Source organism: Streptomyces atratus, from assembly GCF_040655115.1.
Lineage (GTDB): Bacteria > Actinomycetota > Actinomycetes > Streptomycetales > Streptomycetaceae > Streptomyces > Streptomyces atratus_D.
On the sequence record NZ_JBFAJH010000008.1, the window covers coordinates 130,704 to 143,962 of the forward strand.

General features: G+C 71.1%; 11 protein-coding genes. 4 read left to right on the plus strand and 7 right to left on the minus strand.

All coding sequences use genetic code 11. From position 1 onward, the window contains the following. Nucleotides 1-80: 80 nt before the first annotated feature. The 3 genes from AB0I23_RS12615 to AB0I23_RS12625 all read left to right on the plus strand — a co-directional run bounded on the left by AB0I23_RS12615 (nucleotide 81) and on the right by AB0I23_RS12625 (nucleotide 3,789). On the plus strand, nucleotides 81-1,556 hold the full coding sequence (locus AB0I23_RS12615) for an acyl-CoA synthetase (RefSeq protein WP_359109213.1): 1,476 nt from the start codon (nucleotides 81-83) through the stop codon (nucleotides 1,554-1,556). Continuing rightward, the gene (locus AB0I23_RS12620) at nucleotides 1,549-2,907 is read left to right on the plus strand and encodes a carboxyl transferase domain-containing protein (protein WP_359109214.1); all 1,359 of its coding nucleotides are present in this window, start codon (nucleotides 1,549-1,551) and stop codon (nucleotides 2,905-2,907) included. Before AB0I23_RS12615 ends, AB0I23_RS12620 begins: the two co-directional genes overlap by 8 nt. Before the next feature lie 81 nt (nucleotides 2,908-2,988). Then, nucleotides 2,989-3,789: a VOC family protein gene (locus tag AB0I23_RS12625; RefSeq protein WP_359109215.1), complete on the plus strand. Its 801-nt coding sequence runs from the start codon at nucleotides 2,989-2,991 to the stop codon at nucleotides 3,787-3,789. Nucleotides 3,790-4,467: 678 nt separating this feature from the next. On the opposite strand, the gene AB0I23_RS12630 is transcribed toward AB0I23_RS12625, so the two are convergent. From AB0I23_RS12630 to AB0I23_RS12640, 3 genes are all read right to left on the minus strand, one after another. Next, on the minus strand, nucleotides 4,468-5,745 hold the full coding sequence (locus AB0I23_RS12630) for an MFS transporter (protein WP_359109216.1): 1,278 nt from the start codon (nucleotides 5,743-5,745) through the stop codon (nucleotides 4,468-4,470). A 153-nt stretch (nucleotides 5,746-5,898) separates the two neighbouring features. After that, complete coding sequence (locus AB0I23_RS12635; RefSeq protein WP_436846924.1) at nucleotides 5,899-7,782, minus strand: ABC transporter ATP-binding protein; 1,884 nt, start codon at nucleotides 7,780-7,782, stop codon at nucleotides 5,899-5,901. A gap of 126 nt (nucleotides 7,783-7,908) precedes the next feature. After that, on the minus strand, nucleotides 7,909-8,082 hold the full coding sequence (locus AB0I23_RS12640; RefSeq protein ID WP_359109217.1) for a hypothetical protein: 174 nt from the start codon (nucleotides 8,080-8,082) through the stop codon (nucleotides 7,909-7,911). A gap of 1,022 nt (nucleotides 8,083-9,104) precedes the next feature. On the opposite strand from AB0I23_RS12640, the gene AB0I23_RS12645 reads away from it, so the two are divergent. Continuing rightward, nucleotides 9,105-9,710, plus strand: coding sequence for a fasciclin domain-containing protein (locus AB0I23_RS12645; protein WP_359109218.1), 606 nt, complete (start codon nucleotides 9,105-9,107; stop codon nucleotides 9,708-9,710). A 397-nt stretch (nucleotides 9,711-10,107) separates the two neighbouring features. Here AB0I23_RS12645 and AB0I23_RS12650 read toward each other — a convergent pair whose 3' ends face one another. The 4 genes from AB0I23_RS12650 to AB0I23_RS41665 form a co-directional block, all read right to left on the minus strand. Next, nucleotides 10,108-10,755, minus strand: coding sequence for a DedA family protein (locus AB0I23_RS12650; protein WP_359109219.1), 648 nt, complete (start codon nucleotides 10,753-10,755; stop codon nucleotides 10,108-10,110). Between the two features lie 502 nt (nucleotides 10,756-11,257). Continuing rightward, complete coding sequence (locus AB0I23_RS12655; RefSeq protein ID WP_359109220.1) at nucleotides 11,258-12,184, minus strand: M56 family metallopeptidase; 927 nt, start codon at nucleotides 12,182-12,184, stop codon at nucleotides 11,258-11,260. Between the two features lie 3 nt (nucleotides 12,185-12,187). Then, nucleotides 12,188-12,565 carry a BlaI/MecI/CopY family transcriptional regulator gene (locus AB0I23_RS12660; protein WP_359109221.1) on the minus strand — a complete coding sequence of 126 codons (378 nt, stop codon included), beginning with the start codon at nucleotides 12,563-12,565 and terminating at the stop codon, nucleotides 12,188-12,190. A 188-nt stretch (nucleotides 12,566-12,753) separates the two neighbouring features. After that, nucleotides 12,754-13,053, minus strand: a complete 300-nt coding sequence (locus AB0I23_RS41665) for a hypothetical protein (protein WP_436846925.1) — start codon at nucleotides 13,051-13,053, stop codon at nucleotides 12,754-12,756. Between the last annotated feature and the right edge of the window lie 206 nt (nucleotides 13,054-13,259).

Here is a 13,259-nt window from a genome sequence, read left to right on the forward strand (position 1 = left end):
GCCAGGAATGACGTGTGCCCGCCCGGAATGAGGGGACAGCCCTTATGGCCTCGCCCACGGGACTGGCTAGGGTCGGGAGGGTGACTCCTCTTCTGCCTGCGCTGCAGGACGGTTCCGGTCCGGCCGCCTCCCGGGAAGCCGTCCGATTCGGCGAACACACTCTGACGTACGCACAGTTGGCCGCGGCCTCGGGCGCCCTCGCCGCACGGCTCGCGGGCGCCGGGCGGGTCGCCGTCTGGGCGACACCGACGCCGGAGACCGTGGTCGCGGTGGTGGCGGCGCTGCGGGCCGGGGTGCCCGCCGTGCCCCTCAACCCGAGGACGGGCGAGCGGGAACTGGCCCATATCGTCGCCGACAGTGCACCGTCGGCAGTGCTGGCCGGGGCGGGCGACGTGCTTCCGGCCGCGCTGGGCACCCTGGACCGTACGGATGTCGACACGGCGGCAACGGCGGCGAGCGACGCCGGCTTCCCCGAGCCCTCCCCCGAGTCCCCCGCCCTGATCGTCTACACCTCCGGCACCACGGGCCCGCCCAAGGGCGCGATCCTGCCGCGCCGGGCGATCGCCGCCTCCCTGGACGCGCTGGCGGACGCCTGGCAGTGGACCGGCGACGACGTCCTCGTCCACTCCCTGCCGCTGTTCCATGTGCACGGCCTGATCCTCGGCGTCCTGGGTCCGCTGCGCCGGGGCGGTTCGGTGCGTCATCTGGGGCGGTTCTCCACCGAGGGCGTGGCCCGGGAGCTGGGGTCCGGCGGCACGATGCTGTTCGGCGTACCGACGATGTACCACCGGCTGGCCGAGGCCCTCGACGACGGTTCGGCGACCGAAGCCACCGGGCTGGCGAAGGCGCTCGCAGGGGCGCGGCTGCTGGTCTCGGGGTCGGCCGCGCTGCCCGTCCATGACCACGAGCGGATCGCGGCGGCGACCGGACGCCGAGTCATCGAGCGGTACGGCATGACGGAGACCCTGATGAACACCGGTGTCCGCGCGGACGGCGAACCGCGTCCCGGGACGGTCGGGACACCCCTGCTCGGCGTCGAACTCCGGCTGGTCGAGGAGGACGGCAGCCCGCTCGCCGACCCGACGGCCGAGGGCGCGGTGGGCGAGATCCAGGTACGCGGCCCGAACGTCTTCACCGGCTATCTGAACCGCCCCGACGCGACGGAGGCCGCCTTCACCGAGGACGGCTGGTTCCGTACGGGCGACATGGCGGCCCTCGACACCGACGGGTATGTACGGATCGTCGGCCGCAGGGCGACCGACCTGATCAAGAGCGGCGGCTACAAAATCGGCGCGGGCGAGATCGAGAACGCGCTGCTGGACCACCCGGGCGTCCGCGAGGCCGCCGTCACCGGGGAGCCGGACCCGGATCTGGGCGAGCGGATCGTCGCCTGGGTGGTGCCGTCCGACCGGGACGCACCGCCCACGGAAGCCGAGCTGGCGGACCATGTGGCGGCGCAGCTCGCCCCGCACAAGCGGCCGCGCACGGTCCGCTATCTGGAAGCGCTGCCCCGCAACGACATGGGCAAGATCATGAAGCGGTCCCTCGGTGCGTAGGCGGCCGACGGCGCGGCAGGCGATCGCGGCGGTCGGCGAGGACTTCGTCGAAGCCGTCGCCCCGCACGGCGCGGAGATACCGGCGGACGGTCCGCTCTCCTGGTCCGGTTACGCCGACTCCCGGGCCCGTGCGACGGACCGCACCGGTGAGGAGGAGTCCGTCGTCCACGGTCTCGCCACCGTCGGCGGCCACCCGTGTGTCCTGATCTCGTTCGAGTTCGGCTTCCTCGGCGGCTCGCTGGGGCAGCGCACCGGGGACCGGCTGGAGGCCGCGTACGAGACCGCCCGCAGCCGTCGGCTGCCGCTCGTCTCGCTGATCGCGACCGGCGGCAGCCGGATGCAGGAAGGCATGGTGGCGCTCACCCAGCTCCAACGGGTGGCGCGCGCCTCGGCCCGGCTGCGGGCGGCCGGTCTGCCTCAGCTCGCGGTCCTGCGCGACCCGACGACGGGCGGCGGCTGGGCCACGCTGGGAGCCGGCGCCGATGTGATCCTGGCGCTGCCGGGGGCACAGATCGGGTTCGCCGGATCGCGGGTGCGACCGGCGGACGCGGACCCGTCGGCGTACACGGCGGAGGGCCAGCTGATGACGGGCCACGTCGACGCGGTCGTCGGCGCGGCCGAGCTGCCGGGGACGCTGGGACGGTGGCTGGGCGCGCTGGGGGCGGCAGGCGTCGACGAGCCGCTCCTGCCCGCGCCGGTCCCGGGCGCCCTCTCGGACACCGGGCTGCCCGCGACCGGCTGGGACGCCGTGCGGCAGGCCCGCTCCCCGGCCCGGCCGCGTGCCGAGGCGTATCTCGACGCGTACTTCGACCACCTGCTGCCACTCGGCGGCGACCGGTGCGGCGGTACCGATCCGGGGCTGCTCTGCGGGTTCGGGCTGCGCGGCGGCCGGCCGATCGCGTACGTCGCCCAGTGCGGCACCGCCACCCGCCCGGCGGGCTATCGCACCGCCGCCCGGGTGATCCGGCTGGCGGACCGACTCGGCGTACCCGTCCTGACCCTGATCGACACCCCGGGCGCGGCGAACGACGCCGAGGCGGAACGGGCGGGCGCGGGAGCCGCCATCGCCGGCGCGTTCACGGCGATCGCCGAGGCCCGGGTCCCGGTGACGACGCTGGTGATCGGCGAGGGCGGCTCGGGCGGCGCGCTGGCCCTGGCGGCGCCGGACAACACGTACGTCACCCGGGACAGCTACTTTTCCGTCATCGCCCCGGAGCTCGCGGCAGCCATCCTGAAGCGCTCGCCCGACGCCGTCCGCACCACCGCCGACCAGCTGCGCCTTCGCCCCCAGGACCTGGTGGAGCTGGGCATCGCCCGCGGGATCGCGGCCCCCGGCGCGCAGGCGCCCTGACGGCGAGTCCACCGCGCGGGGTGACGGATGGCTGACTAGCGTGACACACCGGACCAATCGTCGAGTCAGGAGCGCAGAGTGATGGCCGCAGAACCTGAGGGCACGCCGTGCTGGGCGGACGCCATGTTCACCGATCTCGAGGGGGCGAAGAGCTTCTACGGTGACGTGCTGGGGTGGACCTTCAGCGAGGCGTCGTCGGAGTTCGGCAACTACACGCAGGCGTACGCGGGCGGCAAGGCGGTGGCCGCCGTCGTGCCGCCCATGCCCGGCCAGGAGGGTCAGTCGGCGTGGTGCCTGTACTTCGCGTCGCCCGACGCCGCCGCGACCGCCGCGAAGATCCGCGGCAACGGCGGCGAGGTGCTGATGGACCCGATGCAGGTCGGCGACTTCGGCTCCATGCTGCTGGCCCACGATCCGAGCGGGGTGACGTTCGGCGTGTGGCAGGCGGGGAAGCACGAGGGGTTCGAGGCCAAGGGCACGCCCGGCGCGTACTGCTGGTCGGAGGTGTTCACCCGGGAGCCCGCGAAGGCGGACGCGTTCTTCCCCGCCGTCTTCCCGTACAACGTGAAGCAGATGAAGGACGACGCGATCGACTTCGCCGTCTACGACCTGGGCGCCGGCCCGGTCATGGGGCGGATGAAGATGACGGACGACTTCCCGCCCGAGGTCCCGCCGTACATCAACGTGTACTTCACCGTCGAGGACTGCGACGCGGCGGTGGCGAAGGCGACGGAGCGCGGGGCGATCCTCCGGTTCGGACCGATGACCAGCCCCTTCGGCCGGTTCGCCGCGCTGAGCGACCCGCAGGGTGCGGCGTTCTCGGTGATCGACGTCAAGACGACCGGGGGCGACATGCCGGAGTTCTCCGACGCGACCGCCTGAACGGCGACGCAGTCCGGCCGTCCGCTCGTGGGCAACCGGCCACGGACAGCCGGTCGCCCGTCGGCGGCCGGCTGTTCGTCCCTCCCCTCCTCCACGCAGCTCCGTACACAACCGTTCCTGGGCAGTGAGCAGGAGTGAGTCCCGGCTCACCGGTACGCCCCGAACGGTCCTGGGCGCACCGGTCCTCCGCTTTCGCGTCCCGGTCGGCGACGCACATCCCGTATGCGGTCCGTCCCGGGCGGGCGGAATCCCTGCGACCCGGCCATACGGGTGTGGCCGGAGGCGACGGGGAGGCCCCGAACCATCTCGCTGGTGACACGGGGCCCCGACTGCTGACGCCACACCCGGCGTCCCGGACCGCACCGAGAACGCTACGCACACCCCGCCAGGCATACCCGCAGCTCGTCACACCGGCCACCCCATCGTGTCCATGTTCGCCACAACGATGTGTCTGCCCAGCAGTTGTGAACCCCACAAAAGCGAGAGCACTGCTCTTGACTACGGGCACCACACCTGGAGAGCGGCGCTCTCGGTTCGGAACATTAGTCACGGAGTCGAGGACGGAGCTGCTCCACACCGGACCGAACCGGCACTCACCTGAACCGGCGTCGCCTACGGCGTGAAGGCGATCGACCGCCGATCCTGCCCTGCGTCCCGCCGCCGGCTCCGTCGGACCGGTCACGGCTGCGGATCGCGCGCGTCGTACCGGGCGAACCCGCGCCACCTCAGCGCGAGCAGCGACACCGCGGCCACGCAGGCGATCCCGCCCCCGGTGACCGCCACCCCCGGGGACGCCAGGTCGGCGACCGAGCCCGCCAGGAAGTCACCGAGGCGCGGGCCACCGGCCACCACCACGATGAACACGCCCTGCAGCCGTCCCCGCATCTCGTCCGGTACCGCCGCCTGGAGCATGGTGGTGCGGAAGACCATGGAGATGGTGTCCGAGCACCCGGCGAGCGCCAGCAGGATCAGTCCGAGCCAGAGGTGACGGGTCAGCCCGAACACAGCGATGGCGCTTCCCCAGCACGCCACAGCGACGATCACCGCGAGCCCGTGCCGCCTGATCCGGCCCAGCCAGCCGGAGAACACCCCGCCCAGCAACGCCCCCAGCGCCGGAGCCGCGACCAGCAGCCCGGTGGTCTTCGCGTCACCTCCGTACCAGACCACGGCGACGGCCGGGAAGAGGGCCCGCGGGTGGGCGAGCACCATGGCGCACAGGTCGCTGAAGAAGGCCATCCGCAGATTGGGCCGCGCCCCCAGGAAACGCAACCCGTCGGCGACGGACGCCCGCTTCTCCCCGCGCCCGCACTCCGTGCCGTCCCCGCGGTCGGGAAGCATCGGGGGCAGCCGCCACATCGCGTACAGCGAGGCGGTGAAGGTGACGGCGTCGACGGTGTACGCCGCCCGATACCCCCACCAGCCGACGATGAGCCCGCCGAGCATCGGCCCGACCAGCGCGCCGGTGGTGCCGGTCATGGAGTTGAGCGCGTTGGCGGCGGGCAGCTGCTCGGCCGGCAGCAGCCTGACGATCATCGAACTGCGGGCCGGTGAGTTGAGCGCGAAGCAGACCGCCTGAAGGGCGACGACCGCGTAGAGCAGCCCCACCTGCTCCACCCCTGCGACGGTGGTGGCGACCAGGGCTACGGAGAGCACGAAGGAACCGGACGAACTGGCCAGCCCCAGCTTGCGACGGTCGACGGTGTCCGCGATGGCGCCGCCGTACAGGCCGAAGACGACGAGCGGCAGGAACGAACAGAATCCGATCAGCCCGACCGAGAAGGCGGATCCGGTGATGTCGTACACCTGGAGGGACACGGCGAGCGCCGTCATCCCCTGCCCGATCCAGGAGACCGTGTTCCCGAACCAGAGCCTCCGGTAGTCGGGTGAGGCCCGAAGCGGGGTCAGGTCGGCGAGTATGCGGATGCGCTGGGCAGGTTCGGCGGTCGTTTCGGTCACAGCGGATGGTAACGACCGGTCCGCGCCCGCCCTCGCCCGGAGACGCCGTTGCCGCGGAAGCCGAGGGCTGTCCCGTCATCCCCGGCGGGACAGTCCTCGGGCGGGTGACCGGACCGCCGTCCGGTGCGCACCGGTGCGCCGAGTCTCACACGCTCACTGCCAGGGAACTCCTGATGGGCTGACAGGAGGGCGGACGACGCCGTTCCGTGACGGGGGATGGGCGGAGAACAGCGTGGCGTACAGACCGCTCCGATCGAGGAGTTGTGCATGCGTACCCGACTCCACCAGCCGGCCCTCGTCCAGCACCAGAATGCGGTCGGCGTCCGTGGCCAGGGCCAGGTCATGCGTGATCACGATGGTCGTCCGCCCTGCGGCGAGGCGTCGCAGCGGTCCGAGGATGCGCCGAGCGGCCATGGCGTCCAGCCCCGTGGTGGGCTCGTCGAGAAGCAGAACGGGCGCGTCACGCAGCATGGCGCGGGCGATGGCGACGCGCTGCAACTGGCCGCCGGAGAGCCGGGCGGTTCCGGGGGAGATGACGGTGTCGTAGCCGTCCGGAAGGTCACGGATGAAGCCGTCGGCGTCGGCTGCCCGTGCGGCATCCACGACATCATGGTGGTTTGCGGCGACACGTCCGCAGCCGATGTTCTCCTCGATGGTGTCGTGCAGGACGAGTGTGTCCTGGGGCAGGAGCGTGATGTTCTGACGGAGGTGGGTGAGCGGCAGCTGATCCACGGACACGCCGTCGAGTCGAATGCTGCCGAAGTCGGGGTCGTAGAACCTCAGCAGCAGGGCCGCCAGGGTCGACTTGCCCGCGCCGCTGGGGCCGGTGATGACCAGCAGTTCCCCGGGACCCGCGGTGAAGGAGAGGTCGCGGAGAACGGGCTCGCTGTTGCCGGGGTAACAGAAGGAGACCTGGTGTGCTTCCACCCTGCCGAACGCGCGGCTCCGGACGGGGACGGGCACCGAATCGGCCGGGTCGGTGACGGCGGGCCGGGCGTCGAGGATCTCCAGCAGCCGCTCGGCCGCGGCGGTCGCGGCGGTGGCCGTCAGGCCGAGCTGGCCCAGCGAGCGGACCGGCGGGTAGAGGTAGCCGATGAAGGCGGCGAAGGCCAGGAGCTGTCCGAGCGTCATCCGTCCCGCGGCGATCTCCCACGCTCCCAGACCGATGATCGTCAGGATGCAGAGCGTTTCGAGGATCTCCACAAGCTCGGCGTAGAGCGCGGTGAGGCGGACGCCGGACACCGCCGCCTTCAGCCGCTTGCGTGCTTTGTCCTGAAGCCTTTTCTCCTCGTCCCGCTGCCTGTTGTACGCCTGGGTCATAACAACGTTGACCAGCGTCTCCTCGACCACCGCTGTGATGGCACCGTCCGCCGCGCGTCCACGACGGGACACATCACGCAGACGCCCCGTGAACATCCGGGTCACGACGAGGAAGAGCGGGACCAGGACAAAGGTGGCAAGGGCCAGATCCCAACGCAGCCACAGCGCGGCGGCGGAGAAGAAAACGGCACTGAAGAGGGCCGAGGCCACCCCGACGATGCCGGAGACCACGAGCTGTTCGATGGCTTCCACGTCGCCTGTCAGTCGTTCCACCAGGTCACCGCGGCGGTTGCGTTGGAAGAAGTGCGGCGGCAGCGTCTGGAGATGCGAGAAGACACGGGCCCGTAGCCGCAGCACGAAGCGTTCAGCGGTCCAGCCCGCGAGCGAACTGCCCAGATACCCCACCAGCGCACCGAGGGCGGCCACGGCGAGCCATTGGCCGGCAGGCTTCCAGAAGGCGCTGACGGAGCCCGCCTGCAGGGCCTTGTCGGTGAGTTCGGCAAAGAGCAGGATCGTCACGGTCTCGGCGATCGCGGCCATGACGGCAAGCAGACAGATCAGGACGATCCAACGCCGGTCACCTCGCGTGAGTGGCCAAAAGCGCCGGAACGAGACGGCGATACTGATGGGATCGGTGCGGATCGGCACATCCGTCGCCGAGTCCTGGGTCGGCGCTTCGTGGCGGGCCGCATGGCGGGGTGAGTTTCGAGGACTCATGGGCGTCACGTCACAGGGGTGCTCGGGCTATGGGTCCGTCGCCATAGACGCAGGCCCCAACACTTCGAGGCGGACCCGCGCGGGAGCGCGAGCCAGCCTCGAAGCAGTGGGATTGGGGGCGTGCGGTTAGTAACCGCACCACCGGTCGCCTCGACCGTAGAACCGGTCGCCGCGGCCGCGGCCTCGACGACCGAAGTCGCCGAACCCGCCGTACCCGAAGTCGTCATCGCCTCGACCGAAGCGGCCACCGAAGCGGCCCCGGTCCCTGTCCCTGCCACGGAAGATGCTACGTGCGTTCATCTTCGCCTCCTTACGAGGTTGGTTTGCCGCACCTTGCTCCTGACTGCGGCACTAACGACATTACGACCACCCCCAACTGCCAACAAGTCGGGCAATTACTCACTGGAGCGGAACCTACGAAACATCCAGAATCCCCGGCGCGTTGCCGCGCGTGACGCTCCGGCAAGCCCCTCCCGCACGGCCCGCCCGTGGCCCCCTCCGTGACGCAGTCCCCGCCCGCCTGCTCCCGCCCGGCCTGACGGCGCCTCGCGAAGGCCCCCCTCCTCTGATTGAGCATCCACGCACCCGAAGTGTGGATATGCCAACCACGCATGCATCTGGCATATGCCAGAACTCTGTAAGCCTCGTGAGCCACGCCGCGCCCCACACCAACCAGGCCCGTGCACGAGGTTTCTGACGACTCAGGGGGCACCGGACCTCGACTGCATCCCGCCCGACGCACGGCCCGGGCTCCCGCACCGTATCGCCGCATCGACATCACCGATCCGGTAAGAGCGGGCAGCACATCACCGCGCGATCTGAATTCACCGAAGCACGCCCGGCGTCGGAGCGCGTCGAGCAGGAAACTCTCTCGTCCGGTCCCCTTGGGTCCCGTCAGATGGCGTTCTGGCCGGCAGAAATCCCCTGCCACCCGCGGTCACGGAGCCTTGCCTGGTCCGCTGGGCGAGCCGGGGCCGATCGGCCCGACGGGCGCTCCGGGTACGGGCGGCCCATCAGTCGCCGGCCGCGCCGGTTCGAAGGGCGAAACGGGCCCGGCAGGACCTCCGGGCGCTGACGGCGCGGGTACGGCCGTACATGTGGCCGACGACCGTCCCGTACGCGTGCCCCCCGATCCGGGGCCAGGGAAGGTCAGTCACCGCCGACATGCGCCTCCCATCGGGTGACGCCTAGTCTTGACCTGATGGTCCGATGAAACATGCCGGAGCGGTGCAGACGACACCCCGGCCAGGTCGGCCATGCAACTCGGCCTGTCACCGCAGTCGGCACCTCACGGGCCTCCGCCCAGGGGAAGAGGAACCGATATGAGTTCACATCGCACCCGCACCATGGCCACCGCAGCGGTGACCGCTGTGGTGGCCATCCCGCTTTCGCTCGGAGCGTTCGCCCCGCACGCCTTCGCCGGCAGCGCGGCATCCAGCCTTTCCAGCACACCGAGCCCGTTCGGCCCGGGATGTTCCTCGCTGCCGCACGGCGGCAAGGGCAGTGTCACCGGCATGGCCAAGGAACACGTGGCCACCGCCGCGGCCAACAACCCGAAACTGACCAAGCTGGCAGTCGCGTTGAAGGACGCCGGACTCACCACCAAGCTCAACGACGCGAAGCACATCACGGTCTTCGCTCCCACGAACGCGGCCTTCCACAAGATTCCCAGGAATCAGCTTGCCGACCTGCTCAGGAACAAGGCGCAGCTGAAGAAGGTCCTGAAGTACCACGTCGTGGACAAGACGATCAATCCCAGCGAGCTCCCCAACGGCAGCTTCAAGACGCTGGAGGGCTCGACGCTCAAGACCTCAGGGTCGGGCACGTCGTTCAAGGTCAACGACACCGCCAACATCGTCTGTGGGGACATCAGGACGGCCAACGCCACCGTCTACCTCATCGACAAGGTCCTCATGCCCCCGGCCTAGGCGGCTTCGTTGCGAGACCTGAGCCGGACGTCTCCATCCAGCAGGGTTCCTTCTGTCCGGGCGCCGAACCGGCTCGGCGACCTCAAGCCCGGTAACGGATTCGGCATCCCCGACGGCAGGACCGTGGGGCCCTGGAACCTCGCCCGACCGCAGAACCGGCACGACAGCCTGACGTCCCCAGCACCTGGGCATGGCTGAACGGCCCACGCGATCGAAATGGCCGGGCCACACCGCCTGCAGCCCCGTCGTCCCCTCGTCGACGGGGCTGCGGGAACGACGCGGGAACCTCACTCGGACTCCGGCCGGCGGGAGGAGGGGGCGGCGCAACGTACTGCATGGGTGGAATCCGGAGGCGCGAGGGCGTTGCCGGGGACAGCGTTCAACCCGGCGCCGGACCTCAGGGGGCGTCGCGCAGGCCACCCGCCGATCGGCCGGAGTCGCCGGACTCCCGGTGGGCGTGGCGCCGGCGCAGATGCCAGGCCACCAGGCCGGCGATCACGACGGCGGCCAGCACGAGTGCGAGGGCCCGGCCGACGGTGTGCTCGACCCGGGTATAGGCGGAGCCGGCGAAGTAGCCGAGCAGGGTGAAGCCGACGCCCCAGACGAGGCCACCCAGGGCGTTGAAGAGCAGGAATGTGCGGTAGCGCATGTGCGAGGCGCCGGCCAGGGCGGGCATCATCGCGCGGAAGAAGGCGATGAAGCGGCCGAGGAAGACCGCTACGGGCCCCCGGCGGCGGATCAGCGCCTGGGCGTCGGCGATCCGGTCCTGGTGTCGGCGCAGCGGGCGGGTGGCCAGGATTCGGGATCCGAAGTGGTGGCCGACCTCGTAACCCACCGAGTCGCCGGCGATCGCCGCGAGCACCACGGCCAGGGTGAGCCAGTACACGGAGACGTGGTGCTGACTGGCCAGGACCCCGCCCAGCACCACGGCGGTTTCCCCGGGAAGGGCAAAGCCGAAGAAGAGGGCGTCCTCGCAGAAAACCAGGGCGGCGACGACGGCGTAGACCACCGGGCCGGACAGTCCGGCCAGCCAGTCGGTGATCATGCGTAGCCACTCTCCTTCGCGGAACGTGAGGGGCGCGCCCCGAAGGTCACTCTACAACATGTAGTAGATCGCCGGGCGGTCGCCACGGTTTCACCCGAGCGTCATGAGTGGGCCCCGCGCCACTGTCGACCTGCGGGCGCCGGCCACCGCCACTGCCGCGCTGTCGGCCACCGGCCTCGCCGGGGTGCTGCCCGCCGCTGTGGACACCGGTTCCGGAACGGGTGTGATCACCCCGGTCGCCTTCACAGCCCTGGCCGCGGCCACCCCGGAGGAGCGGATGGGCCAGACCACGGGCGCCGCAGAACTCGGCCGCGAACGCGGCGACGCAGGCGGTCCGTCGCTGGTCGCAGCTGTGGTCGCGGCATCGACTCTTACGGCCGGGTACGCGGCCCCCGCGCTGCTTCTTGCTGCTCCGCCGGTCCTGACACCGGCCCGCCTGCGGACCGGTCGGCGCATCGACATCCCCGCCGCGCGCGACCAGGGCCGGTCCGTCCGGCGGATCTCAGCGCGGCTGCTCGTGCGTGGCGGCGCTGGTGTACGTGGCGTTCTCGAAGAGCTGCTCGGTGTCGTGGGTGGCCCCGGCCAGGCCCACGCAGCAGACCAGCGTCAACGCGGCACATACCAACACCGGGCCCCGCCGGAAGGGCGTGGGCGGGGTCAGCAGGGCTTGCACGCGCCGCGGGACCGGGCCGCCGGCAGCCGGGAGAGCCCGTTGCGGTGCCCTTTTCGCGGCCAGTGCCGCGCGGGCGACGGCATGGGCCACCAGAGTACGGTCCGCGACCTCGGCGGCTGCTTCCTCGTCCGCCCACCGTTCCACCGTGAAGGCCCCCTCCCTGACCAGCGGGCGCAACAGAGGATGGACGGCCGCCGCCAATTGGAGCACGAGCAGGAACAGGTGGTGGCGATGGCGCAGATGCGCTCGTTCGTGCGCGAGCAGGGCGCGTCGTTCGTCGGCGGACAGTGCCTGAAGCATGCCGGAGGAGACCACGACCCTGCCCGGCATCCCGGGCAGGGCGAACGCGGTCGGCATCGGGTCGTCGACCACGGCCAGATCCCCCGCCGCCGGAAGCTCCCGGCATTCCCGCCACCCGTCGACAAGCACGCGCACCCGCCGCCAGGACACCACCGTCAGCCCCGCCACGGACGCCAGCAGCACCAGCCCGCAGACCAGCGCCACCGAGCGGTGCACCGGATCGTTCGCCGCCAGCACCCCGGCCGACCACGACCCTTCGGAAGCCACCAGCGGGATCTGGCCCACGAGGGTGAGGGCCGGCAGTGCCAGCGCCGTTGCCCAGGTGCCCGCCGCCACCACCGCGGTGCAGGTCAGCAGCCACGTGGCGGCTCGGGGCGGTAGCCTCCGGACGGCCCACGGTGCCGCCACGCCGAACAGCATGCTCAGCAGCAGCGGTACATACACGTCGATCCGCAACCGTCAACCCTCCTGGTGTCCGTGCAGGAGCTGCTCCAGCACCTGCTCGTCCTCCGCCTCCAGCTCGGAGACGAACCGGGCGAGCACCGCGGCCCGGTCACTGCCCTTTTCCAGCAGCGCCCGCATCCCGGCCGCCGTGTGCGCCGCCTCGTCGCGCACCGCCGCATAGAGATAGGCACGCCCCGCCCGCTCGCGGGTCACCTGGCCCTTGTCGTGCAGGCGGGTGAGGATCGTCAGCACCGTGGTGTAGGCAGGATCGCCGTGCAGCTGCTCACGTACCGCGCCTGCCGCCACCGGCTCGCCGGCCGCCCACAGGGCCGCCAGCACCTCGCTCTCCAACGCTCCGCGTGCCCGCCGGCCCGCCGCTCCCCGATCGCTCACTCCTGCTCGCTCCTTCCGCACACGGATTGGACTGAACACCCAAACTACTACGAGACGTAGAGGATGAATCCGGCGCCAAGGCACGTATGTGGTCGAGCCGGTGCCTGTTGGGCGGTGGGCACGATTCAGCCGCGGGCGGGCAGTTCATCGTCCCCCGGTGCGGTAACGACGGGGCGCGCGGACAGGTCCTACGCGCCGAGCACGTTCGTGGCCGGCAGGCCGAAGATCACAAGCCCGATGATGATCCGGTGGACCACGAAGGCGTTGAAGGAGTGCTTGGCGACGAACTTCAGCAGCCAGGCGATCGCGCTCGCCTGGGCCGGGCGCAGCCCGAGCGCCCGCGCGATCTGCTTCGGCCTCAGGCCGCCGTCGCCGGCGCCGACGGCGCTGCCCTCGATGACGGCGCAGGTCCGGCCCGGCGTCGTCGATGAAGTGCCCGCCGCGCCGTGCCCGGCCCTGGACGAACCCGCCTTCCGCGACGAGGGCATCGACCCCTCGGACACGGGAAATCTGCCCCGCGACCGTACATGAACGCAAAGCACGGGGCGGAACGAGAATGGGCTCGCGGAGAATTTGCCCTCGCGAACAATACCGGGCTTTCGGTCGGACAATTCCCGGCCACGACCGGGCACTCTTCGCCCCCTTTCACCTCATCGCCCGACGCGCGGAATTCCCGATTTGGGCCCCCGCCCCG

Coding starts and splice junctions, on each gene's coding strand:
- AB0I23_RS12625 (WP_359109215.1), top strand. CDS start 2,989: ATGGCCGCAGAACCTGAGGGCACGCCGTGCTGGGCGGACGCCATGTTC.
- AB0I23_RS12635 (WP_436846924.1), bottom strand. CDS start 7,782: ATGAGTCCTCGAAACTCACCCCGCCATGCGGCCCGCCACGAAGCGCCG.
- AB0I23_RS12640 (WP_359109217.1), bottom strand. CDS start 8,082: ATGAACGCACGTAGCATCTTCCGTGGCAGGGACAGGGACCGGGGCCGC.
- AB0I23_RS12645 (WP_359109218.1), top strand. CDS start 9,105: ATGAGTTCACATCGCACCCGCACCATGGCCACCGCAGCGGTGACCGCT.
- AB0I23_RS12650 (WP_359109219.1), bottom strand. CDS start 10,755: ATGATCACCGACTGGCTGGCCGGACTGTCCGGCCCGGTGGTCTACGCC.
- AB0I23_RS41665 (WP_436846925.1), bottom strand. CDS start 13,053: ATGCCCTCGTCGCGGAAGGCGGGTTCGTCCAGGGCCGGGCACGGCGCG.